The organism is Pseudoalteromonas haloplanktis ATCC 14393 (assembly GCF_000238355.1).
Lineage (GTDB): Bacteria > Pseudomonadota > Gammaproteobacteria > Enterobacterales > Alteromonadaceae > Pseudoalteromonas > Pseudoalteromonas haloplanktis.
The window spans coordinates 69303-95731 of the sequence record NZ_AHCA01000001.1; the positions used below are offsets into that span (position 1 = coordinate 69303).

Below are 26429 nucleotides of genomic sequence, written 5' to 3' on the forward strand. Positions count from 1 at the left end.
TACTTTCCAATCCGATTCTGATAGCAAGCGTAAAGTTAACTGAGTGCTCACAATAACCCGACTAGAGAGCATTGTTGTATATTACTGTACTTGCTGATCAAAACATTACTTAAGTTGCACTTCCATCGGCTCGCTAAGCACTTCATCGCGGCTTACTGCTACAACTCGGACATTTGTCAATGGCTGTCCATTGTTGTTATTTTCAACAGTGATTGAGCGCATCATTGATGGATAAATTTTATATTGCCAATCATCGCCATATTTCAGGTAAACAATGGTTTTGAACACATGCTCTGGTTCTGTGTGGTGCCAACTCAATTTTGTTTGCTGTGCATACTGATTATAACTCACTGTCGGTTTACTAACCTGTTGAGCCGGTAACCAGTTTGATAGTGGCAGTAATGCTTGATGTTGAAAAACCCCCTTTTCAATCACCTGCGAAAAGTCAGCGTAATCGAGTGATTTTACATTCCAAAATACAACACCAGGCGAATTATTTAACATAGCCCGATTGATCATAATTTGGTTTACAACCTCGTCTATTCCGGCATCGGTATTTGCAATCAATGTATTGATACCAGGCCATAAATGACGATGTTGAGTATTTTGCGATTGCCACCACGCAACGAGTAATGGGTAGCTTTGCGAGTATTGATTGATAGGCCAATATAATTGCGGCGTAAAATAGTCAAGCCAGCCTTCATTTAGCCACAGCTTGGCATCGGCATAGAGCTTTTCATATTGATCTAAACCTCGGATAGTAGCCGGTTGCTTAGGACGATAAATACCAAAAGGGCTAATACCCACTTGAACATGTGGCTTGAGTTGCTTTACCTGCTGGTAGAGCGTTTTAGTAAATTGATTGACCGCTGCTCGGCGCCAATCACCTTTACTTAATTTGCCACCTTGCTTTTGGTAATCTAAGTATTGGCTTTGATCAGGAAAGTCTTCACCTTCGTTGTATGACGGATACGGATAAAAATAATCGTCATAATGAAGGCCATCAATATCATAGTTTTCTACTAACTCTAGTAACGTCGCAATACTATAATCAATAACAGACTGATTAGTTGGAATGAACCAGTGCATGCCATTTTTAAGCTGCACGACATCTTCAGCCATTTGCACACTCATTGACTGTTCGCTAACACTTCCACCTGATGGATGATGCACACGATAAGGATTAAACCACGCATGTAGCTTTAAACCCCGTTTGTGCGCTTGTTCAATCCAAAACTGCAGAGGGTCGTAAAAAGGGTCGGGCGCTTGCCCTTGCTGACCCGTTAAATAATAAGACCATGGTTCAGTAGAGCTTTGATAAAGTGCATCAGCTTGTGGCCGCACTTGAAAGATAACGGTATTAAAATTATTTGCTTGCAGCGTATCTAATATATTTATCGCTTGGCGTTTTTGCTCTTCAACAGAAAGACCCGGTTGCTGGGGCCAATTTATATTCGCAACAGTCGCAACCCATGCGGCGCGAAATTCACGAACAACCTCTTCGGTATGAATAGTTGCAAGCAATGGGTTGGCTTGCTGTTTGCTGATTGGGGTTGACGGAGCGGACTGACAAGCGACTAAAGCAATAGATAGGAGTAAAGAGAGAATGACTCGATGCATTATTTATTTCCTGACAAAAGAAAAATACAGCCGATAGTGAAGACTATCGGCTATTTATATCGTATCTGGGGGGAATTAAAATTTATATTGAGCGCCCAGTAAGAATCTACGTCCATAGTTATGAATAGCAAGTGGGCGATTGCTATCTGACATACCAGTGCTGTTACTTGACATAGAGCGCTGATCTTCATCGGTTAAGTTAATAGCTTGAAATATCACATTCAGGTTATCAGTGACATTGTAGCTAAGGTTCAAATCATATTGACCAAAGTCATCAATATACTGGTTTAACCCTAAATAAGTTGTGTAGAAGTATTCAGAGCGATACGTATATGAAACCCTAGCGCTAAAGCCCATATTCTCGTAATACACTGTGGCATTAAAGGTATCTTCTGAATTATTAGGCAGCACAGCCTCTTCACCAGCGGCAACTTGCTCTGCTGTTTGCTCAAGCTCTGCATCAGAGTAAGTGTAGTTAGTTTGAATACCAAAGCCATACCCTAACTTTTGCGTATAATTCACTTCAAACCCGGAGTTTTCGCCACCTAAGCCATTTAAAGGCTGCGTAATTAAAAAGGTGCGTAGCTCTTCAACGCCGGTATCTGGATCTGTCCACAGCCACTCTTTATCAACGGTGCTATTTGTAATGTACGAATCGATATCTTTATAAAAATAAGCTAACGATAAAATAGATGATTCGTTGAAATACCATTCAGCTGATAAGTCATATTGCGAAGCACGATAGGGTTCTAGATCAGGGTTTCCTTCATTGCCCTTACAACCAGTGGCCGCTGTGCAGTAGCCACTTTTGCGCGCTGATAAAAAGTCATAATCAGGGCGTGACATTACTTTTGCAGCAGCAAAACGCAGGATAATTTCATCACTGTAGTCATAAGCGATATTTAAGCTAGGGAGGAAGTCGTTATAACTATTAGAAAAGCCAACTTCTTCGATATTTTGTGGATCAAAACTACGGCCAGTATATTGTAGCGATTGGGAATCAACGTCTGTTTTAACCGCACGTACACCTAAGTTACCGCGAAAATCACTAAATGCAAATAATGCTTTAACGTAACCGGCTGTAATACTTTCTTGCAAGTCATAGGTGTAATCAAGATGCTCATACGGTGCAGTGGATGGCTCAGTAGTGGCAATCCAATTGCTATAAGCGGCATTATCAAATTGCCACAAAATAGCATTCTCCCCGCCCATGAAGTCATTTACTGTTGTCGTTGCAAATTGCCCTAAATTATTTGTACTGCCATCAGAGCTCGTTTTAGGGTAATTTGCTTTAATTAAGTTTGCGGCTTTACTGTGCTCACGGTACTTAACGCCGGTTTTTATTGCCGTAAAGTAATCATTATCGAGTTGATATTCAAAATCAAATTGAACATATTTTTCATCCGAATCATTCGCTATATCATTTTTATGATTGTAATCTAAGCGATAATCCGCAGGAGTAAGGGAATCTGATAATACAACCTCTGGAGTTCCATTTTCGATGCTGTACGAGGCGTCTGTGTTTGCGTAGTACTCTGAGTATACATCACTCACTGCCCCCTCCGCTTTACTATAGCCAAACTGTGTTGTCAGTGTGTAGTTATCTTTTGCATAGGTAACTTTAATATCGTGAGCTTGAGTTTTAAATTCACCTTGGTATCCGGCATTTCCGTAATAGCCTAAGTTATTATGCGCAGGTAACGTTCCAGCGACGACAGTACCATCGACAATATCGGCTTGCTCAATATTGCCAATGTTTTGTAATATAAAACCACTGGAGTAAGTACCGTATGACTCATGCTCAGATTTTGAATACAGATTATTAAAAACAATATCTAAATTTGCCGAAGGTGCGTATTGCAAGGTAGCCGTCACTGTATTTAAATCAGAGTCACTCGCGTAGCGGTTATAACCGACCGCCCCTGGGTAATACTCATTATTACCATCAGCATTGGCATCGGTACTACGGTAACCAAATCTGACTTCTTTACTGTCCCTTTGAGTTGCAAGTTCTTTGCGAACAAAGCCCACATTAAAACCAAAGTCTTCATCTTCATTTTTCCAAGAGTATAAACCCGAAATATAAGGCTTTGTTTCATCAGCATTTTCAAAGTGAAATGCTTTCACTGACAATGCCGCATAATTAGATTCGCTGTCTAACGGCTTACGAGTTCTCACCACGACAGTACCACCAATTGATCCTTCATCAACATCAGCTTCAGCGGACTTAAACACCTCTAAAGTATCAACTAATTCTGCAGGTAAAAGTGAATAATTAAAACCGCGGGATGGACGAGTGATAGATGCAGACGCCGTTGCTGAGGCTACACTCTGGCCATTCAATAGCGTAATATTTAAATGAGGAGCTGTACCACGAATACTTACTCGGTCACTTTCTCCGCCTAAGTCTTTTTCAACTTGAACACCAGGGATACGCTGTAAAGCATCGGCTACCGTTTGATCAGGAAATTTACCGATATCTTCTGCAGATACAGCATCAACAACACTGTTTGCAAATCGCTTCATATTAAGGCTTTTTTCCACTGACGCTGCGTAGCCTTTTACCTCGATACGTTCAATATCTTCTTTTGTTAATTTATCTTTGTCTAATTGCTCAGCATCATTCGCAAAAGCAGTACTAGAAGCTGAAATAACCAAAGTGGCGAGTAATGATTTTTTGAATTGAGTTGTAATTGTGTGGAATTTATTATTCATAGTATAAGCATTTAACCTTTTTTATATTTCAAATTACTTGTACAGCTACTACAGGTTTAAAGTTGTTAAACCAAGACATAAGTTATCGTTTTTACTTACAGAATGTTAACTTAGTCATAAAAACACACCAAGTCAATATAAATTACTCCAAACCAAGCTTGATTTTAAAATTTATAATTCCCTGAAAATCGTATTTTTTTGCACTTTAAATGGTAAGAAAACAAAGAATGGAATCATTTAAAACAAGGAAAACAACAGCCTGCCGCATGTAATAGCGAATACTATTTCACCACTAACACGAAACAATTTTATAGACTTAAATGAACTAAGATTGAGCTTAGGAAGAATAAAGCGGTATCAAGCTGCTTTTGCCAAGCGCACTGGGAGCATACCGACTTTGCATTAGGCGCAATTTAATTAACTGCGCTACATAGTCGGTATTTCGTTTTTACCATACACTTTTATAGCTCAATTACTTCTATCGCGCCGCGTTTTTGCATAGTAACGAACAACTTGGTTTGCTGCTCGTTAAACGCCACATTAGTGGGATGCTGCCCTGTTAACGTATAGGTGTTCAAGACTTCTCCCGCCGGACTGATTTTTAAGATCACGCCTGCGCCATAACGCGCCACAAACACATTACCTTGGTTATCTACACGCATGCCGTCCATACCATGATCAACAAACTTAATTAACGGCTGTTTATTACTGATGTTTAAATCACGATCAAGATCGTACTGCCAAATAACCCGCTGCACACTCTCATTTACATACAGCTTACTATTATCGTTATTAACCGCCACGCCATTGGTGGTGCCCATATTGTCTTCAAGTAATTGCGTACTGCCATCTGCATTAATGCGCCACAATTTACCGGTACTGTTTGCCCAATTAGGATCGCTGGCAAACAACACGCCTCGAGTGGTAATCGCTATATCATTCGGTTGGTTCATGGTTTTATTATGAGCAAAAACCTCAACACTTTGACTATTGGCAGGTACTTTTAAAATATTATGATTAACATAGTCCGCTATATATAAGTTGCCTTGGCTATCAAATTGCAAACCATTACCAACGCTGTCATTTGGCAGCTTAATAAATAACTGGGCTTTGCCACTGCTATCTACCTTGCCAATGGTGCCTTGCTCTGCAAAATTAACCGCGTATAAGTGTTGCTTATAAAATACTGGCCCTTCAATGCCTTGCGTGAAGATATTATCAGCAACAAAGTCACGACTGCTATTGGTGGTTGTATTAGTCGCTATATTAGTTGCTAAACAGGCGCTACTTAGCAAAACTGCCGCACAGCCTAATCCACAGATCATCGCTTTCATTTTATTATTATTCCTAATTTAAATTATTACTGGTGAAGATACTCAAGATGGGGTAAAAATCTACGCCGAATGACAGCGTTAATGAGCGCTGCTCACCATCTTCTAATTTAATATTATCAGCCAATGCCATAGGCGATATTCGTCTGCCATCGGCAAATAACGCCATTATATGCTCAGCCTGTAAAATTCGCGAACCCGACGCATCATTGCGAATTGTTACCACGGCAACTCGGCGGCCTTGCTCACTGCTCATCAATACAGTGTTAACTACACTAAAGTCACTCACTTTAGGTCTTACATTATTATCATTTTCAAAACTAAACGGTATTCCTTGCAGCGCAACCTGATCCACACGCAAGACCTCGTCATTTGCCTGCGCGACAAAACAAGTTAGGCCACTACTCATCAAGGCTAATAATATAAACAGTTGTTTTACCATGTCATTCCCTCGTTAATAGGATCAAATTACAGATTATTTTTAACACAACTTGTTCCCAAATTACAACAACTAACAGTCACTATTGCACAACTGCAAAAGTGATTCTCCATATAGCGATAAACTAAACTATGCTAAGTGTTGAATTTATAGCGCTTAGCCCTAAGTTCATTACTGTGTTCTCAATACGCTGCAACAACATAGCTACTGAGCATTTAGATTTACAGTAACTATGCAGCACTCTCTTAACTGGATATGGAAAACGATTATGCCAACTATCTCAAACAAACAATTTACCCTTAAGTCTCGCCCGCATGGTGCGCCAACACAGGATAACTTTGAACTAAAAAGCGTGTCACTCCCCGAGCTTAAACAAGGCGAAGTATTACTACGCACTATTTATTTATCGCTAGACCCTTACATGCGCGGTCGTATGAGTGATGCAAAATCATATGCGGAGCCTGTGGCAATTGGCGATGTGATGGTCGGTGCTACAGTGTGTCAAATTGAGCAATCGAATAATGAAAAGTTTGCTGTCGGTGACTGGGTGCTGGCTTATACAGGCTGGCAAGAATATGCAATTTCAGATGGTGAAGGATTAATGCCGCTGGGTAAAGAGCCCAGCCACCCATCCTACGCGCTAGGTATTATGGGCATGCCTGGCTTTACTGCATACATGGGGCTACTAGATATCGGCGCGCCAAAAACAGGTGAAACAGTGGTGGTTGCCGCGGCAACAGGCCCTGTTGGCGCGACAGTAGGGCAAATTGCCAAGCTCAAAGGCTGTAAGGTAGTCGGCGTTGCAGGTGGGAGTGAGAAATGCCAATACGCCGTTGAAAAGCTTGGTTTTGATGCCTGTATTGATCATCGAGCTGATGATTTTGCAGAGCAATTAACTTCAGCCTGTGATGCAGGTATTGATGTTTATTATGAAAATGTGGGCGGAAAAGTGTTTGACGCCGTATTACCTTTACTAAATACCGCAGCACGCGTTCCACTATGTGGTTTAGTGTCGCAATATAATGCCACCGAGCAACCACAAGGCCCGGATCGAATGGGTGCGCTAATGGGGCAAATTCTCACCAAACGAATTCGTATGCAAGGCTTTATTATTTTTGACGATTACGGCCACCGTTATGATGAGTTTGCAACTGATATGCAAAAGTGGCTTAGCGAGGGCAAAATTCATTATCGCGAACACTTAGTAACAGGCTTTGAAAATACCGTATCTGCATTTAACGATATGATTGACGGCAAGAACTTTGGCAAAACGGTAGTACAAGTAAATAAGCCACTTTAAATTTACCCTGCGCGGCAACGGCTGCGCTTATAAGGATCACCATGATCAAATTACATCACTTAAATAAATCACGCTCTAAACGTATTATTTGGCTACTTGAAGAGCTTGAGATTGATTACGAAATTATTGCCTATCAACGTAATAGCGAGACTTTCCTAGCACCAGATGAGCTGAAAGCGATTCATCCATTGGGTAAATCGCCAGTAATTGAAGACAACGGCCAAGTGATTACTGAATCAGGTGCTATTACTGACTATTTAATCACGCAATATGGTAATGGTAAGTTTGCACCAAACCGAGACAGTAAAGACTATATTGATTATCAGCAGTGGCTACACTTCGCTGAAAGCTCGGCCATGGTGCCGTTTTTACTTAAACTATTTATTACCAAAGATGGTTGTAAAACTAACTTTATCGCGGACTACGCTGATCACGAAATTGGCAAAATTTTAAGCTATATCAACTTAAGACTAACCGGCAAAAGCTACTTAGTGGGTGAGCAATTAACGGGTGCCGACTTTATGTTGTCGTTTGTGGTTGAAAAAGTAGCCGAAACGGGCGCTATTAGCCATTTTCCTGAAATTGCCCGCTACTTAGAGCAATTAAAGAGCCATGAAAAATATCACACCGCCGATGAGCTAGAAGCAAAATACGGTTAAGCCAGCATCACAGCTAGTTTAAAGGGGTGTAAAGCCCCTTTACACGCGAATCTTTTCAGGCAAGATTAATCAACTAACCGATACCCCACGGCAGGCTCTGTAAGTAAATGCTTTGGGCTGGCTGGGTTTGCTTCTAGTTTCTGCCTTAGCTGAGCCATATGCACTCGGATATATTCAGGCCGATTAATATATTGCTCTCCCCATACTTGGCTTAATATTGCATTGTGGGTGAGCACTTTGTCTTTGTTTTGCAGCATCAACAATAAAATTGCATATTCTTTTTTGGTAAGTTTAACTTCTTGTTGCGCCACCATAACCAGGTGTTTATGTGGATCAATGCTAATACTACCACAGCTTAAAGCTGCGCTCGTTTGCGTATTCGTGCGCAGTAACACACGAATACGCGCTAGTAATTCGTTGGCACTAAAAGGCTTTGTTAGGTAATCATTCGCGCCATTATCAAGAGCGGTGACTTTTTCAACTTCACCATCACGTGCTGAGAGCACGAGCACTGGTAACTGGCTCCACTGCCTAAGTTCTAATAGCCAATCTTGCCCATCCATATCCTGTAAGCCTAAGTCCAAGAGCACGAGATCAAACTGTTGCTCACTTAAAAGCGCAAAGCCATCAAGCCCTTTAGCACTCACACTCACTTGGTAGCCACTGGCAGCTAATAGGGTTTTTAAAAAGCTTTGCAGTGGCGGCGAATCTTCTAACGCTAGAATATTAATCATGTAACTTACTCCATGCTAAACAGGCACTGGCGCTTTGTTGTTGTTCATTGATTTCTAAAGTAAAACGCCCATGATGAAATTTAGCAACCACATCACAAATTACACTGCCCAAACCAACCCCTTGATCAGTGCTTGATGGCAATGAACTTGCTAATTGATTGGTGATCCGTAATTGATAGTCAATTTGCTGCGCATCTTGCTGATAGCTAAAACTGAGCGTCGCGTGGCCATTTCCGTAGCGGCTAGCATTTTCAAACATGTTAGCCAACGCAATTTCGAGTAGGGTGATATCCCCTTGGCAACTGTCTTGTTCACTGATCGCTGTGGTGAGCTCAAAATTAATTAACAACTGCTGGCGGCGTGCCTGAGCCTCACTGATCAAGGTTTGCAAACTGATGCTTTGCCATTGCAAGTCTTCGCCCATTTTATTGACCCGACTAAGCTCCATAACCTTATCAAAATGCTCATTGAGAATTTTACTTTGCTCAAAAATATTACGTGCTTGCTCTGCAGCCATTTCTTCATTAAGTACAATGTTTTCATCCGCGAGCATACTCGATGCCCCCATAATCGTAGCCAGTGGGGTTCGTAAGTCATGGGACAAACTACGCAACAAAGCATTTTTAGCACGCTCAAGCTCGGCTTGCACAGAGATAGCAGCCGATTGTTGGCGCAACTTCGTGTTCTCATGCGCCTGATATAGCACTGAAATAGCAGTGTTTAAAAATGCACTTCTCGCCTCATCCAGCGACTGTGATGCAGTAAAACCGCCCCAACAACTATCAATTTCACCGTTCACAAAATAACACCTTGATTGTGGCTGCTTAACCGGTATAACTTGCCACCAATCGAGAGTAATATGCAGATGGTGCTCAACAGTTGTTTGAAAATAGCCGCGCTGGCTATCAATTTCATCGAGGCCATTTAACCCTTTGGCAAGCTCGTATAGGCAACTTGTATTACTAGCATGCTGTTTAATGTCATTAATTTTACTCGTCAGTTGACCTGCTAATTGACTTATCACTAATCCTACTATCAGCATGACCGCAAAGGTCACTACATACTCAATATTTTCAATATGAAAAGTAAAATAGGGGGTTACAAAAAACCAATCGGTGCAAGCTACACTGACCAAGGTAGTAATTGCCGCCACACGACGATTGCTGCGCAGTGCCACCAACGTGACCCACACTAATTGCAACATCACAATATCGGTGGTGGTAAACCAATCCCGCACAGGAAAAATAGCCAGCACAATCAGTATTGGCATCAGTACACTCGCAGCAATAGCACTGAGGTATTGTTTTATCTTCATTTTTTGCTCTTCAAAAACGCATACCCTAGCTTACTGCGATAACTGAGCAGCGACTATAAAGTTTTTATAAAGTTTTTTACCCTGAGTATTAAATCTTTATAAAGCTTAACCCATAGCCACTGACTTTTATTTTTCGCGCCTTACACTCTGCGAGTCTTTTAACTTTCAATGAGTATTCAACATGGCGCAGTTTGCAGTAATTGGTTTAGGGCGGTTCGGTGTAACCGCTTGTTTAGAGCTGGCTCATCAAGGGCATCATGTTTGCGCTGCTGATATAAGTGACAGCACAGTAAATCATTATGCTCATCAGCTTAGCTATACCGTAGTGATAGACGCCAGTGATGAAGCGCAATTGGCTCGCCTTGATTTAATTAGCTGCCAAGCCGTTTTAGTCGCTATTGGCGAAAACATTGAAGCCAGTATTTTATGTGTATTACACCTTAAAAACTTAGGGGTAAAAGAGATTTGGGTGAAAGCCTGCACGAAAAGTCATCATCAAATATTGAGTAAGTTGGGTGTCTCTCGAATTATCCATCCAGAAGAAGAAATGGGCGTACGCGTTGCGCAAGCGCTTAATTACCCTATGGTAAATCAATATTTTGCTCTTACTCAGAGCACTTTTATTGTAGAGCTGGCGATTGATTTACATCTATCAGGGCGCACCATCGGCTGGTTATTAAAAGAGCGCGGTAGTGATATTAAACCACTTACCCTACGCCGTGACGAATATTTTAATACAGAATTAAATTTAGATACCGAGCTGCGCCACGGTGACAGTTTAGTGTTATTGGGCTCAAAAACCTACCTAACAAAACTAGCCAAAAGGTTCAAAGTACTATGATCAACTGGCAGGCAAACAGCTACCCTAAAACCTTTGTACAAGGAACTAACTATAAGCAGCGTAAATTAAATCCGCCGCTTATATTAACCTGTGGCTTTATTGTTTTAATTATTATCGGTACCGGTTTGTTACTTACTCCACTTGCCAGCACCAAGCCACTGAGCCTAATGCAAGCTATGTTTACCGCCACGTCAGCAGTGACAGTAACAGGGCTTGTGGTAATTGACACGGGGACCGCACTGACATTATTTGGCCAAAGTGTTGTTATGGTACTCATTCAAATTGGTGGCATTGGCTTTATGACGGTTGCAGTTATTTCACTCTTAAGCTTAGGTAAAACGCTGGGCTTACAACAGCGACTATTAGCAAGTACAGCTCTTGACACTAACGACTTATCGGGTGTGATAAAAGTGGCTAAATATGTGGTGGTTTATTCTTTAATTATTGAAAGTATCGCTTTTCTACTACTTTGGGCTAGTTGGTTTGATGACTACGGCATTTGGCACAGCGCTTATCAAAGCCTGTTTTACACCATATCAGCCTTTAACAATGCAGGCTTTGCATTAAGTCCTGACAGCCTGAGTCAGTTTCGTGGTGATTTTATGGTCAATTTAGTGATCACTGTGTTATTTATAACAGGCGGGTTAGGTTTTACTGTACTGATCGACATTTACCAGCAACGTCGCTGGCAAAAGTTAGCAACCAATACCCGTATTGTTCTACTTGCAACCTTAATCATTAATAGCTTAGCCTTTGTACTAATATTTTTATTTGAATACACAAACCCACTTACTTTAGCTAACTTGTCAATCAATGAACAACTTCTCAGCGCCTGGTTTCAAGCCGTCACACCTCGTACAGCAGGGTTTAATACACTACCAATTGACTCACTGACTACCGACTCAACATTATTTACTATGTTGCTAATGATGATTGGCGGCGGTTCAGTTAGCACCGCCAGTGGGATCAAGTTAGGCACTTTTGTCATTTTATTATTAGCCATGTACAGCTACCTACGCCAACACGCTACGGTGACTATATTCAACCGCCAGCTCAGTGACAAACTAGTTATCAAAGCATTAAGCGTGATGATTTTATATATGTTTATCGCCTTCACCAGCATTATGATCATCGCCCGCATCGAACCATTAGCCGTGATGGATATTAGTTTTGAAGTAATTTCAGCACTGAGCACCGTTGGCCTTTCAAGAGGCATTACAAGTGAGCTTGGCACCTCGAGTCAATGCTTGATCATACTATTAATGATTATTGGCCGCGTTGGCCCACTAACATTCGCCTATTGCTTTGCCAAACAAAAAAAGCAACCGCTAACCTACCCAGTCACCTCAATTCAAATTGGTTAATAAACAACGTTGATATTAATAGCAAAGACACCCACCTTTAATTCATGGAAGAATTAAAGGAAGTAAATTTTTGAAAGTGAAACTTCACTTTACAAGGCAATTCAGATCCCTGCGATATCACGCTCGGTGACACATTCGTCAGATGCCATTTCAAATTCGCGGCATACTAACGGACGATTTTCGTAAATTGAACACATTAAGGTATTACGATCAAGAGCTTGACACCAACCGTCTGCAGCGCGTTTCATCACTTCACTGCCCCATTTATCATATGCAATATAATGAAATGGCACGCCAGTATCAGTTACAATACGTACTTCCAACTGGCAACAACAAGCTTGGCAGTTCGCGCAGGTAACAAGTTCTTTAGCTGACGTAATATTTTTTACTGCAATGGCATTTTTGTCGGGGCGAACTATGTGGGGCATAAAGGCTTACTTTTAAGAATAAGCCTCTAGCATACCTGAGTGAGTTTAGCGTGCCAGCAATTTCGCTTTTATTTCACTGTAACGCTGTTGTTCACATAAGCCAAACCCGCTAAGCTGGCGAACTTTATTACGGGCAAATAACGGTACACTCATACCTGCTAAAAAGCGGCACTGGGTTTCAATACCTAGGTTATTTATACCTTTACTCGCGAGGTGACTAATTAATTCATCAACCTTTTGATAAATGACAGCATCGTCAGCAAAGTGGTGAGCGAGAGAGTATTCAAGTGTTACAGCTTGGCCTCTACATACCGAACAATGGCCGCATTGCTGCGGTGCTTGGTTATCATCAAAATAACGAGCAAGGTTATAGCTTAAACATGTTCTGAGTTCAAAAAAGCGAATTAATGCGCCAATACGTTTGATCTCTGCTTGCTCTTTACCTACAAAGTAAGCATGTAACTGCTGTGCTAACTCAGGGTTACTAATAACGTGACTATGTACTTGATAGACTTGGGTGATTCGCTTTGTTTCAAGGGCTATTAAATTTTTCTCGGCTAAGTAATCTAGGGCTGCAACTACCCGTTTTCGATCAACCTGAGCGGTTTGGGTAAGGGTATCAAAATTTAACGTACCCCAGATTTTTTTAAATTGAGTATGGCTGAATATTAAATTTAAAAACTCTTGGCGGGCTGCGTCAAAATGACTTAATAATGCGGCTTTATCTTCTAAAAACTTATATTTAAAGTCAGCGTAATAAGCGTATAGCGGCGTTATTGCACCTTGCATCTCCAGCTGTACGAGTAAGGTTTTTAGCGCTAACTGACGAATATTACTGTCGCTTGAGAGACTGTATTCCTGCATCTCCCACTGCTGTTGTTGATCTTGGTGTTGACGAATATCATTTATAACAAATTCAATACCATTAAGCTCAGGGGTGTCACCATAAACAAAGTTTTCAACCGTGTTTAAGCCATCTAAATTAGCCAACGTAAAACATTGTGATGACTGTCCGTCACGTCCTGCACGGCCAATTTCTTGGCTGTAGTTTTCAATCGATTTTGGTAAATCATAGTGAATAACAAAGCGAATGTCTGACTTATCAACCCCCATGCCAAACGCAATTGTGGCAACAACCACATTAATTTTACCCGCCATAAAGTCATCTTGAATATTGTACCGTAAGGTGTCTTCAAGCCCAGCATGATAAGCCACAGCATGTAAGCCTTGGCGGCTAAGTGCTTCAGCGACTTGTTCAGCGGTATGCTGCAAAGTCACATAAACAATGCCTGGGCCTTGTTGATCGCGAACAATTTTAGCGAGTGTACTGGCTTTTTCAGCCGTTTTAACACTCAAGACTGATAAATCTAAATTAGCGCGATAAAATCCAGTTTGAACAATACATTCTGGTGCAATTGCAAAACGTTCGCTCATATCACGCTTTACTTTTTTAGTAGCAGTAGCCGTTAATAGCAATACGAGAGGAATATTTAACTCATCACGATAACGTGGTAGCTTTAAATAATCAGGCCTAAAGTTATGGCCCCATTCAGAAATACAGTGCGCTTCATCAACCACCAGCATAGAAATAGCAATTTGATTAATAAACTCACGAAATCGCTCATTTTTAAAGCGCTCTACCGACACCATCAGAATTTTCACTTTACCTGAGCGCACATCAGCCATAACGGTATGGCTTTGCTCTGCTGTTTGGCTTGAATCTAAACTCGCTGCGTAAATGCCTTTGGTATTTAAAAAGCTGATTTGATCTTTCATCAAGGCCAATAGCGGCGAAACCACTAAGGTTAAATTTGGTAAATGTAACGCTGTCAGCTGGTAACACAAAGACTTACCAGAGCCGGTCGGAAAGATAGCCAGAGATGATTGATTATTTAACAGCTGCTCAATCGTTTGTTGCTGGCCTTGGCGAAATTGATTAAAACCAAAATGCTGCTCAAGCGAGGAAAGTAACGTATCGCTCATAATATTTCCTTTATTAAATTCCCTAATAAAGGAAATCATAGTTTGAAAATTCAATATTCGCTATGGTAACTTTATTTTAGTTTTGTTTCTTGGCTTATCTGGGGCGTGTTGATCTTTCGAAGTTACTTTTTCAGCGGTGTATTTGAGTTTAGGCAAGGCTGCAAAAATGCAGTTTAGTTATGGACGGTAATTGTTCCACGGTTATTCTGCATCATGCAGTAGTGCGATTGCACAGCTTATAGTTGTAAATGCAGTGCCAAGAAATTTAAATATCTCTTGTATTACTTGAATAGTTGGATGGTTGGATGGGGTAAGGAAGAATAATCGCCCTATATAGTTTTTCTACACAAGGCAATTATCACGTTACGATTAATTACAGCTATAATTTACTACACACTTTTGCCCCTCTGAATCACAATCCATTTTTTCGGCACGGCAAGTCTTTGAATCACCACCACTCCCACCAGAAATAGTAACCATCGTTCCAAGTGATTCAATATACCTAAAGAAAGCGTCTCCGTATGCGCCAGAAAATGACTTATCTCTTAATTCGAAAGAAGACATTGGCACAAGTTCATCATTTTCATCACGAGCTTGTCCAAGTCCTGTAACATCAAGTTCCACATTTCCATTAACAAGTTTTATCGAAAATTTAACTTCTATTTTCGTACCATCAGAAAAACTAACTATCACATAAGTATTATTAATTGCTGCTATCGCAACTCCCGCAACCACTGCACTGGCCGATATACTCGTATTACCAGCTAATATCTCAGCTATAGCTTTAGCATTGTGTATCTTTGTAGATATTCTACCGTCACTATAAACAAAATGTTCTATTTGAGATATAAAAGCGTTTTTATGTAAAAGGGCTTCATAAACACTTCTAAAAGCAAATGAATCATCTAACTGATACCCACCGTTAAGAACATTAGTGATACCATTATATTCACTTTTAATATCTTTAAGCCGTTGGTTGGAAGTTTGATCGTTTGAGTTTACCATTACGTCCAGTGTGGTTTGTTCGCTATTACCACCCCAACCATCACCTCCCCCGAAAGAAGCAGAGCTAACAGATACGGTAACTTTAGAATAAACGCCCCTTCCTAGATCGAGGTAAGCCATATTATACTCACCAATAGGTGCATGAAGATACATGGTTCTAGCATGAGTTCGAATATCGGTTTGACTACAGTAATCACATTTGACTACTGAACTGGCGAGTATTTCTGGGGTAGCTGCCTGTACTTTAAATAGAGTTAAAAATAAAACAAAAATAGTGATATTAATTAGCATCTTCATTTAAGTAATTCCCTTATACTTTTAATCATATCAAAGTAGCGAACTCACGTTATAACTCGATCCCGAAGCATAACAATAGCCCTTTGTACACTAACTTATTATTGAACGCTTACTATTCGTATATTGCCTTACTGCACTTCGAATTAATCTTCGAAATACCGCACACATTGAACAACAATTAAACAATTAAATAAGAAAATTGTCAAATTTAGCTTAACTCACTAACTATTTTAAGCCTTAAAATATCAGGGCGCGAACATGCTTTGTGAATGATATAAATCAAATAACAACTCATCTCTAAAAATAAGAAAAACAATCTATTAACATTTACTTCTTATAGTCTTTTGCTATTTATATATTGTTTTACCATGCTTCTTTTCACTCTGAAAAATACAGCTATATACTGCGCACTTAGTGATTCATGTATTGACTGACATCTTCTTTGAAAACCACAGCTAATATCCAGTACTATGGATTTCCTGTAAGCCTATGATGATTGATAACTTTGTTGTTTAGAATGATTATTTTACTGACAAATCAATTTAAAAGGCGCATTATTAAAGCGTTGCTTGAAAAGGTGTTTTAACGCTTCAGCCTGCTCAATACCTAAGTATTCTTTGCCTTGAGCCACCAAAAGAGTATTTAGGTATAATTCTTTTGAGGGCAACGTAATGATAACAACACATCCTAAAATCGTGATCATCGGTGGCGGTGCTGGCGGCTTAGAGCTAGCAACGCAATTAGGACATAAACTAGGAAAGAAAAAACAAGCCGATATTCTACTTATAGATAAAAACCGCACTCACATTTGGAAGCCGTTACTTCATGAAGTAGCAACGGGCTCTATTGATGCCGATTTAGATGGTGTAGTTTACTCAGCCCATGCAGCAAAGCACCATTACAACTTTCAATTAGGTACTTTTTGTGCTCTAAATAATGCTGATAAAACAATAACTTTAAGCGCTTTAAATGACGAGCTAGGCCATCAAATTTTGCCACAGCGTACCGTTCATTATGACTACCTAGTCATCGCCATTGGTAGTGTAAGTAACGATTTCAACACTCCTGGTATTAAAGAGCATTGTTTTTATCTTGATTCAAATCAACAGGCTGAACGCTTTCAACACGCGCTACTCGATAACTTTACTCGCCTACATCAAGATGACGACCCACAGCACGCATTAAATATTGCCATTGTGGGGGGTGGTGCAACGGGTGTCGAGCTTTCTGCTGAGCTGTATCATGTCTCTGATCTATTAAAGCTTTACGGCCTTACAAATATGTCGGCTAAACGCTTACATATCCACTTAATTGAAGCTGGTCCGCGAATATTACCGGCCCTACCAGATAGAATTGCTAACTCTGCAAAGCGAGAGTTATTAAAGCTAGGCGTTCATGTTCGTGAAAATACCCAAGTTAAACAAGCCACTGAACAAGGTTTTATCACCAAAGATGATGAGCAGATCGATGCCGATATTATGGTATGGGCCGCTGGTGTTAAAGCCCCTGATTTTGTTAAAGAATTGGGGATTTTTGAGCTGACTCGTAATAACCAAATAATGGTCAATGACTACTTACAAAGTAACTGTGACGAGCGAATTTATGTACTGGGTGATTGCTGTGCGTTTACCCAACAAGACGGAAAACTCGTGCCACCGCGCGCGCAATCAGCTCACCAAATGGCACAATGTGTTGAAAAAAATCTAATGGCGACATTACGTCAACAACCGCTTCGCAGGTTTGAATATAATGACCATGGCTCATTGGTTAATTTATCGCGTTACAGCACTGTAGGCAGTTTAATGGGTAACCTCACCAGCAACAGCTTTTTTATCGAAGGTAGGATTGCCCGTTTTATGTATATCTCACTCTACCGCATGCACCAACGTGCTATTCATGGCAGCGCAAAAACATTTGCTCTTTGGATAAGTGAAAAAGTGCTACGAGTGGTAAGACCAAAAATGAAGCTACATTAAACACTTAAAATATTGGTGGCAGGTTGCGCACACCTCGCCACCTCTTATAAAAGACATCCACCCTTTTATCACCTCTTATAAAAGACACCCACCCTTTTATAATAGACATCCACTATTAATAATTGACATCCATTTATTAATAAAGCGGCCACAACTTATCTGGTTAAGCAAGCTTGAGAGTAGGCGCGCTTTATAAAGTTAATAGAAATACGCTCTAAATAGGATTTTCAGGAAAATAGTGAAACATTTTACAACGCACATCAGCACAATATTTATTGAGGCAGGTTTAGGTGTATAACGGGCAAAAAATTATGCTAATAACTTTTCACAATTAGTAAGGTTTGAGCGCCGTTTAAAATACTTATGCTGGCAAAATAATTTTAATGACTCAGGCCGACCGACAGCTCCATGAAACACAGTAGTAAACTTACTTGTTAGCTTTAACCAATTTTTAGGCTCTATATGCAACCTTTCAAGCAGAGGGGGTAACTCCCTAGGAATATAGCCAATTTTTTCAGCACGAATACAACGTCCTGTCACATCAACCAAGGTTAAATACGAAGTTAATTCAAAGGGTAAGCCTTTAGTCATTTGCTTAGTTGTCATTCCTGAAAAACGTAATAAAAATTGAGACTGCTTCCCCTTTGCAGCAGAAGTAATGCGTTTTTGAACACTTGTAAAATTTGAACTTTCAGGTGTATCGGCAATACCGGCTCGAACTGGGTTTAAATCTACATATGCCATACAAGCTATTAATGCAGGCTCATCAAGCAAGGCTTGCGATTTGAATCGGCCTTCCCAAAATCGCCCTTTACAGTTATCTTCTTTATTAGCTCGACGTGCAATATATTCATTTAACGAACGCATAAACCAGCTGATATCCATCAACCTTGCACGATACTGTTTTATATTGTCTGAGGCAATTACGGTTTCGGCTTCAGAGAGCTTCCCCCCTTTAGCAAAACGGTGTGTAATATCAGAACCTTTAAACGCTTTATGCCAACGTATAGCTATAGCTCTATCATTTACCCGCCCAGCCTTTTTGTTATCAACATGCAACACTATGTGTGTATGATTGCTCATTACTGCATAAGCACAAATATCAATAAAAAATATTGAAGCTAGACGCATTAACTTATCTTCAACCCATTGCCTTCTATGCTCATATGATTGGCCTGTATATTTATCAACTCCACATAAATGAGCCCTTCTAACACAGCGTGATACGCAATGATAATAGCGTGTGTTTACTAAACTAATTTGGCGATGCCTTGCTGTAGCCATAAATATCTCAAAAACCACGTCCCTTTATCAATACTAGCCTATTACGCTAATGCTGCAAATTCAGCTGTTATTTTTATCTGGAAAAATGGGTGTCAGTCTAGACCGTCTTTTTAAATCATCGCTAGTACTAACAAAAGTGGGTGTCTTCTTACTATTAGAGTACAGTTAAGAGCATTAAATATTGTCTTCAAATTTTAATATTTCCCCTGTAAATTAGCATAAACCAACTGAAAGGAATGATGCTATGACGGCTAAAACGCTGATTTTCAACTTTGATGGTACCGGCAGTGAGCCCCGTGATGCTGAGCAGTTTAGTTCTGCTCATTTTAAAGAAGATGCCAGTATTTCGAACATTCTCAAGCTGCACTTATTATTCGGCGGTAGCTTGAATTTCAACCCCACAACTGTATTTAACACTCAACTTAGCTTCTATTATCAAGGAATTGGTACTAAAGGTAGTCGTTTAAAACGGTTACTAAATCAAACCTTAGCACCTCGTGATGATGACGTAGCTAGTATTTTAAAACATGCAATAAACGACTTTAAACAAAACTACACAGCAGGTGATACTGTACTACTCACTGGTTTTAGCCGCGGTGCTGCACTTGCGAGGCGTTTTGCTAAGTGCCTAGAGCCATTAATAAGTAATAATATACATTTATGCGTGTTTGATACCGTTGCATCTATTGGATTATCTAAAGTTACCAAGGCTACTCGAGGGGCTGAACATGTTATTTTTGAAAATCATACTTTAGCCACCAATATTGACCAAGCTTTACATTGTGTCGCGCTTGATGAAAAACGTAGAGCCTTTGAGCCAACCTTAATCAACCATCAAAACAATGTTCTAGAAGTGTGGTTTGCGGGCGCGCACTCTGATATTGGAGGTGGTTATTACCGTGATGGTTTAGCCGATATTTGCTTACGTTTCGCCATTGAGTGGTTGCTAGAACTCCCTATTCCTTTAACCTTTTTGTCAAGCCAAGCTATCGATTATGCAGCACTGTTTCCTGATGGGCAAAACAGTCTGATTGCCCAGGATGATATGACTATCACCCCAGATCCATTCGCCTTGAGTCATCAACAAAACTATTTTTGGTTTAACCCGTTATTTAAGCTCATTGATCGAGAATGTATTGTGTTAGTCGATGATGAACAAAGTGAATTACGCCCAACGATTCACCATAGTGTTGCTCATCGAATAAATAAATTGACCAGCTATCGCCCAGAGTCTCTAAAAAACTTAGCCTATCAACTGCTGTATGCGGATCACAGTATGCTTAGTTTTAATGGTTTATCTGCGCATATAGCATTGCAAAGTCAAAATATGTCGGTACTTAAAATAGGCCAAAGCCAAGATGTATTGGTATACGCCTCAGAGCAATACAATGCAACAGGACTGATGCTTGAGCAGGGCGCCACCTATCGGTTTAGCCCATACCCTGAACAACTTTGGTATGATGACGGCGTAAAATGCGGCCCTCAAGGTTGGCATCGAGACAATTTACAACTGGGCGTTAAAGAGATCCCCATGGCCTTGCTTGAGCCGTTTAGGCGCCTACCACATGCAAACTGGTTCGCTTTAATTGGTGCAATCGCTCACCGTGACAATGATGCCTTTGAAATAGCCGATGGCGGTGAGTTTAAAATGACCCATTCAGGGGAGTTCACGCCTTTTGCAAATGATCTAATGCGTTTTTATGGTGCCAATGCTGGGCGTATCAAAATACACATTACCCGGCTGGGCTAAATAGCTGTCGTGTAGTTCGCGATAACCTCTTTAATATTGCTTTGATTTGTCGTGATAGCAGCATTAATTCTATCCACCTCAAGCTGTGAAACGGTCTTGCGACTGAGCATAAAATGAATGGGGTTATCGTGAATAATACCAATCGTGTTAAGTTACTGACCATTTATAGCGACAGATAAATGGCGTGATAACAAGGCATAAATTTTGACATGTAGTTGTTCTGCATTAAAAATTTATAACGCAGTTAGCGCTTTATTTAGCCCGCTAGAATGGTTAAATATTTAAGTCGATTGGTATAACATAGGGGTTTAACGTTATACTAGGTATTTCTTCTTGGTTAATGAGGTATAGCCCTGAGATCTCATCATCAATCATAAAATCAACACGTTTGGCTTTTAATATATGCAATCGATGAGTAAGTAAAGGGACTCGTGCAATTAATTCTTTATAGTGAGTATCTTGACTTAACCGCTCAAACTCTGCGCCATAATACCCGCCACTATTAACTACAATGGTTTTTTATAGCCAGTAAATCCGATAAGCTATGCATTAAATAGCTGGTATTTTCATACCAAAACAATCGCATTCGTTCGCGCCTATAGGGGGTTGAAAAATAACTGTATGCGCCCTTGAGTCAGTGTAACTAGCCGCTGTAAGTAAGTCTACTCGGCCATTCTCAAGTTCCAACAAGCCCCGAGAAGATGATGGAAAACGTACAAATTCACTACAAAAACCTGCTTCAGTCAGTACTAAGCGGCTAATATCCACATCTATTCCTGTAAGTACGTGTTCGCCATCAAAACGAAAGGCGGCCAGGGTGACACAACGCCTACACGCAACGTTTTTTCGAAGCGAAATGCACCAGCGCTCAATAGTACGAGTAATAAATACATTAATTTGATAAATACAACCTGATCAGCGAGTAAAAGGGACTATTACAGTATTGAGTATCTCTATCAAAAAACAAAAAAAGCAGCTCGAAAGCTGCTTTAAAATCGGATTGTCACTTTAACTTATAACCTAAGAGTAGGCTTAGGCTACACATTAAATTAAAGTGCTTTCCATACATCCGCTACGCCTGGCTCATTTCCTTGAGTCCACCACTTAGCTTGGTATTTAGCACCTTGATGCGTTACTTCATCACCGCTATTGTAAACAGCCGCTGATTGCCATACCGCACTTCCTGTTTCATCTGTAGGTTGAGTAGTTGCTTCCCATACACCACCTAAATCAGGACGGTTACCCTGTGTCCACCACTTAGCTTTGTAAGTTACGCCATTGTAAACAACCGTATCGCCACCAACATATACTTTACTTGCATCCCATGTACCTGTAGGAGGCGTTGTAGTATCTGTGTTAGTTACTGTAACTGTAAAGCTTTGTGTCGTCGTAAGTTGACCATCACTTACCGCAACAGAGACTGTAAGATTAGTATCGGCATCTACCGTGCCGCCAGTTAGGGTCACATTAGCACCGCTGCCAGTTAATGTAAGGCCTGCCGGTACACTCCATGAGTAAGTTAATGCATCATTTTGCGCATCTGCGGCAACAACCGCAACGCTCGCTGATGTACTTTCTTCTAAAGTGATATCTGCAATTGCATCAACAACAGGAGCTGTGTTGTCCCCTCCAGATGTAGCAGCAATCACATTTACTACTACGTTTTTGCTTACCGTCGCTTTGCCATCGCTAACACTAACTGTTGCCGTAAATTGGGTGTCTTGCGTTACAGCTGGCGCTGTAATTGACAAGGTGTTTGTTGCTTCGCCTGATACGGTTAGCTCTGCTGATGCAGCCCACGAGAATGTAAGTGCGTCATTATCTGCATCTGTAGCAGATGCACTTACTGATGCAGACTCACCTGCATTAATGGTTACTGAGTTTTGTACGCTCAGTACTGGTTTTTGATTTATTGGTTGAACAACACCACCTAAACCATCGTGCATTGCATTTAAAATATCACCGTTGTCAGCATCAATTTCCCAAGCAAATAAACCACCTAGGTTATACTGATTAACATATGCACCTTTAGCAAGTACAGAGTCACGGTTATCGTAAGTGATTAATTTACCAGTCGAACGATTCCATACATATGCAGCTTGTGCTTGATGATCATAGCCAACCTCAAAGCCATTAATACCAGTGCCAGATGCACCAATCATGTGGGCTTTAATACCTTTATAATCAATTACACCATCTTCCCACACACCTTGTGCTGTAGTGCCCGTTAATTTGCCATTGCCTGGCGCCGTCATTGGGTTACCATCAATTGTCGCGTTTTGCGGGTATACACCTTCCCAACCACGGCCATACATAGCAGCACCAACAACTATCTTCTTCGATGGTACGTTTTGCGCTAATAACAGCTGAACTGCATTGTCGGTTGTGTATGCTGGCCCTTTGCGTGGCTCGCCATTTTCATCAAGGCCGGTACCATTACATTGGCCTGCGCTCATGTGTTCACCACAATAAAGTGCTGTTTGATGGCCAGTAACATTGCTCCATGCACCGTAGAAGTCATACGTCATAGCAAAAATGTAATCCATATACTGACTAGCAGCTTGGTAGTCTACATCTTCAATTTTATCGTAACCGGCACCAATTGCTGATGTTAGCTCATAAGTACGCCCTGTTTCAGCTTCGAGTTTATCTAGCATGGCGCGTAGCTCTTGCATTAATGCAACATATGCAGGACCATCATTTACCGGATCGCCAATGTTTGGGTTCGGGCCGTCACCACCAGGGAATTCCCAGTCGATATCAACACCATCGTAGAACTTCCAGGTTCTTAAAAATTCTTCCATTGAGGCTACAAACGTGTCGCGGTTAGCTTTATTAGTAAAGCCGCCAAATGGGTCTGATAATGTCCAACCACCCACTGATGGTAAAATTTTCAGATCAGGATAACGTTGTTTAAGTGCCATTAACTGTGAATAAGTACCACGAATTGGATCTTTAGCATCAACACCTGGTAGCGCTTTTTGTACTGCAGCCCACGGATCATGAATAACCACTTCATAATCAGCAGAGCCCGCACATGCAGTTTCAAGTGCACGTTTAGGCCCCCCCGTCAGTGATGCATTTTCACCACAAATTGGAATAAAACCATACAAAATATGACTTAAGTTTTGTGCTGGCACATTGGTTACATCGTAATCACGGCCATAAATGCCCCACTCAACAAAATACGCACCCGTTACTAAGCCCTGTTTGATACCAATATCACGGTTGTTAGGATCAACATCCATAGGCAATGGTGCTAAATGACCACCGTCAGTATCGGCAATTACAATTGGCTTACCAGCACTGCGCGCACAAGTAGTACCGCCTTCACACAACTCAACATACAATGTATGACGACCCGCTTTATCATACGGGAATGAGATGGTTCCAGTCTTAGTACCCGCTGCAAGTGGCCCTTCATTGACCAGCATGTCATCGAAGTAAACTTTATAGCTGTCACCGCCATCACCACTCCATGCACTCCATTCAATGTTGATATTTACTTGCTCAACACGTGTTACAAGTTGCTTATATGAGCCATTACCTTCAAGGTCCACTTCAACAAACGAATATTGCTGTGGCTCCCAGTTGATGCTTGGTGTAGATGGCGCAGCAGACACTGTGCCTGCAAATAAAGCAACACCAATGGCTGCGGTTAACTGTTTGATATTCATATTTCTCTCTTATCCATTATTAATGTAATTATTTAATAAGTTTGAACTACAAAACTTAAGCTTTTATTTAAAGTTGAGTCCATACATTGGCTTGTCCAGGAGTATCCCCCTGAGTCCACCATTTAGCGCTATAGCGCTGTCCTTGATAGGTTACTTCGGCACCAGCTTGATACGCTTTGCCTGCATTCCAGTCACTGTTTACATCAGAGGTCGATCTCCCTTGCCACGCATTTGAGTTATCAGGTTGTTCACCTTGATTCCACCATTTAGCGGTATAAACAACACCTTGGAAACTTGCTTGATCACCCGTTTGATAAATAGCACTACTGCTCCATGGCGTCACAACAGGATCCGTGATAGCGCTGTCATTAACGGTGACAGTAAAACTTGTTTGAGTGCTCAACTGGCCATCAGAAACCGACACAGAAACACTGTAATTTGTGTTTAGAGAAACTTCTGGCGCTGTGATCACAATGTTTGCATCGCCACCGGTGAAGCTAAGTGGCGCTGGCACTGACCAGTTGTAAGTCAATTGTGTTTGCTCATCATCAAATGCATGAAGGTGTAACGTAGTACTGGTATTTTCATCCAGCACTACATCATCTGGTGTATGAACAATTGGAGCCGTATTACTAGGTGCACTTTGCACACTTAATGTATAGGTGTAGTTCGCATTGCTGCTATAAACGTGATTGGTGAGTACATCACTGTTATTAAATACCACTTCACCAGCTTGATTTTGCACACCAATTTGTACTAAATGGGCATAGTCTAAGTTCAGCTGTGCTGCCAATGCTTGTTGCCAGTCGGCTTGGTTTTCAGCGGTTATTTTTAACTGCTGATTAATCACTTCTTGGCCATTTTCGTCAAACAAACGAGCCCATACGGTCTCACCTGCAATCGCATCTTGTCCTTGACGAACAAAATAACCGACACTCGTCCAAACACTCGGATCAGTTGGGCCAGCATCAGTCACAATGGTAATATCGCTACAGTTATAAAAACCTTCACCTACAACATCGTTACGTTGCCAGCGGCTATATAAAATAGCATCGCCGCTACGCCCTTGCGGGATAGCAACGCTCATTTCGTAATAACGTTTACCATCGGTATCTTTGATCACTTCAATATTGTCATGATCTTGCACCAATTCTAGATCAGCCCATGTCAAAACATCGGTCGCAGTATTAAAACCAGGCTTAGTTAAATAAAACTTCCAAAAGCTTGGGTTATGCGGCGTTGCTGCAAGGTAACGAATTTGAATATCACCATTAGCATTAGGCACTACATCACTGCGCTGCCAATGTGGCGAAGGTAAATCCATACCGCGTTTAGCATTGTCGCCACCGGCGCACAAAGAGCCATTTGGTACGCTCGTCTCTACCGCAGCTTGATTTAAGTAATCCGGTGTATTTACAGAAAACTCAATATCTTGCACAAACTGCACCGTGCCAGATTCTAAAAATGCAGCACGACAAGCAAGGTTTGGAATATTAGTGCCATCTTCGGGCCACCAATAACCGCCATCGGTTTGGCAAATAGCTTGGCGTGCTTTAGGGCTGTCCATATAGCCGTGTGCGCTAACATTCGTAGGCAGCAAGGTAAGTAATACGCTACTTGCTACAGCTGATAGCGATAATGTTTTCAATTTAATTGATGTCATTGTGTTGTCCTTTAAAAAGACGCAAGTTTAGGGGTAAATAATTACCCC

The 26429-nt window shown here is 41.0% G+C and carries 19 protein-coding genes; 6 read left to right on the plus strand and 13 right to left on the minus strand.

Annotated features, from left to right (window positions below; all coding sequences use genetic code 11):
- Positions 1 to 105: 105 nt before the first annotated feature.
- The 4 genes from PHAL_RS0100240 to PHAL_RS0100255 all read right to left on the minus strand — a co-directional run bounded on the left by PHAL_RS0100240 (position 106) and on the right by PHAL_RS0100255 (position 6108).
- The gene (locus tag PHAL_RS0100240; protein ID WP_016706383.1) at positions 106 to 1620 is read right to left on the minus strand and encodes a glycoside hydrolase family 10 protein; all 1515 of its coding nucleotides are present in this window, start codon (positions 1618 to 1620) and stop codon (positions 106 to 108) included.
- 75 nt (positions 1621 to 1695) lie between these two features.
- The gene (locus PHAL_RS0100245; RefSeq protein WP_016706384.1) at positions 1696 to 4335 is read right to left on the minus strand and encodes a TonB-dependent receptor; all 2640 of its coding nucleotides are present in this window, start codon (positions 4333 to 4335) and stop codon (positions 1696 to 1698) included.
- Between the two features lie 461 nt (positions 4336 to 4796).
- Positions 4797 to 5669 (minus strand): SMP-30/gluconolactonase/LRE family protein, encoded by an 873-nt coding sequence (locus PHAL_RS0100250; protein ID WP_016706385.1) that lies wholly within the window; start codon positions 5667 to 5669, stop codon positions 4797 to 4799.
- A gap of 13 nt (positions 5670 to 5682) precedes the next feature.
- Positions 5683 to 6108 (minus strand): hypothetical protein, encoded by a 426-nt coding sequence (locus PHAL_RS0100255; protein WP_016706386.1) that lies wholly within the window; start codon positions 6106 to 6108, stop codon positions 5683 to 5685.
- Between the two features lie 265 nt (positions 6109 to 6373).
- On the opposite strand from PHAL_RS0100255, the gene PHAL_RS0100260 reads away from it, so the two are divergent.
- Positions 6374 to 7405 (plus strand): NADP-dependent oxidoreductase, encoded by a 1032-nt coding sequence (locus PHAL_RS0100260; RefSeq protein ID WP_016706387.1) that lies wholly within the window; start codon positions 6374 to 6376, stop codon positions 7403 to 7405.
- 41 nt (positions 7406 to 7446) lie between these two features.
- A complete protein-coding gene (locus PHAL_RS0100265) occupies positions 7447 to 8064 on the plus strand; it encodes a glutathione S-transferase family protein (protein ID WP_016706388.1) in 618 nt (205 codons plus the stop codon).
- 65 nt (positions 8065 to 8129) lie between these two features.
- Here PHAL_RS0100265 and PHAL_RS0100270 read toward each other — a convergent pair whose 3' ends face one another.
- Entirely contained in the window at positions 8130 to 8798 is a 669-nt protein-coding gene (locus PHAL_RS0100270; RefSeq protein ID WP_016706389.1) for a response regulator, read from the minus strand.
- Entirely contained in the window at positions 8791 to 10113 is a 1323-nt protein-coding gene (locus PHAL_RS0100275) for a DUF4118 domain-containing protein (RefSeq protein ID WP_016706390.1), read from the minus strand. Before PHAL_RS0100275 ends, PHAL_RS0100270 begins: the two co-directional genes overlap by 8 nt.
- Positions 10114 to 10294: 181 nt before the next feature.
- On the opposite strand from PHAL_RS0100275, the gene PHAL_RS0100280 reads away from it, so the two are divergent.
- Both PHAL_RS0100280 and PHAL_RS0100285 read left to right on the plus strand, forming a co-directional pair.
- Entirely contained in the window at positions 10295 to 10954 is a 660-nt protein-coding gene (locus tag PHAL_RS0100280; protein WP_016706391.1) for a potassium channel family protein, read from the plus strand.
- Positions 10951 to 12318 carry a TrkH family potassium uptake protein gene (locus tag PHAL_RS0100285; RefSeq protein WP_016706392.1) on the plus strand — a complete coding sequence of 456 codons (1368 nt, stop codon included), beginning with the start codon at positions 10951 to 10953 and terminating at the stop codon, positions 12316 to 12318. Before PHAL_RS0100280 ends, PHAL_RS0100285 begins: the two co-directional genes overlap by 4 nt.
- Before the next feature lie 101 nt (positions 12319 to 12419).
- Here PHAL_RS0100285 and PHAL_RS0100290 read toward each other — a convergent pair whose 3' ends face one another.
- From PHAL_RS0100290 to PHAL_RS0100300, 3 genes are all read right to left on the minus strand, one after another.
- The gene (locus tag PHAL_RS0100290; protein ID WP_016706393.1) at positions 12420 to 12746 is read right to left on the minus strand and encodes a YkgJ family cysteine cluster protein; all 327 of its coding nucleotides are present in this window, start codon (positions 12744 to 12746) and stop codon (positions 12420 to 12422) included.
- A 45-nt stretch (positions 12747 to 12791) separates the two neighbouring features.
- Entirely contained in the window at positions 12792 to 14729 is a 1938-nt protein-coding gene (locus tag PHAL_RS0100295; protein ID WP_016706394.1) for a RecQ family ATP-dependent DNA helicase, read from the minus strand.
- A gap of 369 nt (positions 14730 to 15098) precedes the next feature.
- A complete protein-coding gene (locus PHAL_RS0100300; protein WP_016706395.1) occupies positions 15099 to 16031 on the minus strand; it encodes a hypothetical protein in 933 nt (310 codons plus the stop codon).
- A 671-nt stretch (positions 16032 to 16702) separates the two neighbouring features.
- Here PHAL_RS0100300 and PHAL_RS0100310 point away from each other — a divergent pair.
- Positions 16703 to 18007, plus strand: a complete 1305-nt coding sequence (locus tag PHAL_RS0100310; protein WP_016706397.1) for an NAD(P)/FAD-dependent oxidoreductase — start codon at positions 16703 to 16705, stop codon at positions 18005 to 18007.
- 309 nt (positions 18008 to 18316) lie between these two features.
- On the opposite strand, the gene PHAL_RS0100315 is transcribed toward PHAL_RS0100310, so the two are convergent.
- Positions 18317 to 19291 carry a transposase gene (locus tag PHAL_RS0100315; RefSeq protein WP_016706398.1) on the minus strand — a complete coding sequence of 325 codons (975 nt, stop codon included), beginning with the start codon at positions 19289 to 19291 and terminating at the stop codon, positions 18317 to 18319.
- 244 nt (positions 19292 to 19535) lie between these two features.
- Between PHAL_RS0100315 and PHAL_RS0100320 the strand changes: the two genes are divergently transcribed.
- Positions 19536 to 21041, plus strand: a complete 1506-nt coding sequence (locus PHAL_RS0100320; RefSeq protein ID WP_016706399.1) for a phospholipase effector Tle1 domain-containing protein — start codon at positions 19536 to 19538, stop codon at positions 21039 to 21041.
- 549 nt (positions 21042 to 21590) lie between these two features.
- Here the strand turns inward: PHAL_RS0100320 and PHAL_RS24205 are convergent.
- The 3 genes from PHAL_RS24205 to PHAL_RS0100335 form a co-directional block, all read right to left on the minus strand.
- A complete protein-coding gene (locus PHAL_RS24205) occupies positions 21591 to 21947 on the minus strand; it encodes a transporter substrate-binding domain-containing protein (protein ID WP_080571498.1) in 357 nt (118 codons plus the stop codon).
- Between the two features lie 143 nt (positions 21948 to 22090).
- Positions 22091 to 24718: a glycosyl hydrolase family 18 protein gene (locus PHAL_RS0100330; RefSeq protein ID WP_016706400.1), complete on the minus strand. Its 2628-nt coding sequence runs from the start codon at positions 24716 to 24718 to the stop codon at positions 22091 to 22093.
- 67 nt (positions 24719 to 24785) lie between these two features.
- Positions 24786 to 26381, minus strand: coding sequence for a lytic polysaccharide monooxygenase (locus PHAL_RS0100335; protein ID WP_016706401.1), 1596 nt, complete (start codon positions 26379 to 26381; stop codon positions 24786 to 24788).
- Positions 26382 to 26429 lie beyond the last annotated feature (48 nt).

What these genes read in the sequence shown, in the direction of transcription:
- PHAL_RS0100250 (WP_016706385.1), bottom strand. Translation starts at nt 5,669, where the DNA reads ATGAAAGCGATGATCTGTGGATTAGGCTGTGCGGCAGTTTTGCTAAGT.
- PHAL_RS0100275 (WP_016706390.1), bottom strand. Translation starts at nt 10,113, where the DNA reads ATGAAGATAAAACAATACCTCAGTGCTATTGCTGCGAGTGTACTGATG.
- PHAL_RS0100260 (WP_016706387.1), top strand. Translation starts at nt 6,374, where the DNA reads ATGCCAACTATCTCAAACAAACAATTTACCCTTAAGTCTCGCCCGCAT.
- PHAL_RS0100290 (WP_016706393.1), bottom strand. Translation starts at nt 12,746, where the DNA reads ATGCCCCACATAGTTCGCCCCGACAAAAATGCCATTGCAGTAAAAAAT.
- PHAL_RS0100320 (WP_016706399.1), top strand. Translation starts at nt 19,536, where the DNA reads ATGACGGCTAAAACGCTGATTTTCAACTTTGATGGTACCGGCAGTGAG.
- PHAL_RS0100315 (WP_016706398.1), bottom strand. Translation starts at nt 19,291, where the DNA reads ATGGCTACAGCAAGGCATCGCCAAATTAGTTTAGTAAACACACGCTAT.
- PHAL_RS0100240 (WP_016706383.1), bottom strand. Translation starts at nt 1,620, where the DNA reads ATGCATCGAGTCATTCTCTCTTTACTCCTATCTATTGCTTTAGTCGCT.
- PHAL_RS0100280 (WP_016706391.1), top strand. Translation starts at nt 10,295, where the DNA reads ATGGCGCAGTTTGCAGTAATTGGTTTAGGGCGGTTCGGTGTAACCGCT.
- PHAL_RS0100295 (WP_016706394.1), bottom strand. Translation starts at nt 14,729, where the DNA reads ATGAGCGATACGTTACTTTCCTCGCTTGAGCAGCATTTTGGTTTTAAT.
- PHAL_RS0100270 (WP_016706389.1), bottom strand. Translation starts at nt 8,798, where the DNA reads ATGATTAATATTCTAGCGTTAGAAGATTCGCCGCCACTGCAAAGCTTT.
- PHAL_RS0100245 (WP_016706384.1), bottom strand. Translation starts at nt 4,335, where the DNA reads ATGAATAATAAATTCCACACAATTACAACTCAATTCAAAAAATCATTA.
- PHAL_RS0100285 (WP_016706392.1), top strand. Translation starts at nt 10,951, where the DNA reads ATGATCAACTGGCAGGCAAACAGCTACCCTAAAACCTTTGTACAAGGA.
- PHAL_RS0100310 (WP_016706397.1), top strand. Translation starts at nt 16,703, where the DNA reads ATGATAACAACACATCCTAAAATCGTGATCATCGGTGGCGGTGCTGGC.
- PHAL_RS0100335 (WP_016706401.1), bottom strand. Translation starts at nt 26,381, where the DNA reads ATGACATCAATTAAATTGAAAACATTATCGCTATCAGCTGTAGCAAGT.
- PHAL_RS0100300 (WP_016706395.1), bottom strand. Translation starts at nt 16,031, where the DNA reads ATGAAGATGCTAATTAATATCACTATTTTTGTTTTATTTTTAACTCTA.
- PHAL_RS0100255 (WP_016706386.1), bottom strand. Translation starts at nt 6,108, where the DNA reads ATGGTAAAACAACTGTTTATATTATTAGCCTTGATGAGTAGTGGCCTA.
- PHAL_RS0100265 (WP_016706388.1), top strand. Translation starts at nt 7,447, where the DNA reads ATGATCAAATTACATCACTTAAATAAATCACGCTCTAAACGTATTATT.
- PHAL_RS0100330 (WP_016706400.1), bottom strand. Translation starts at nt 24,718, where the DNA reads ATGAATATCAAACAGTTAACCGCAGCCATTGGTGTTGCTTTATTTGCA.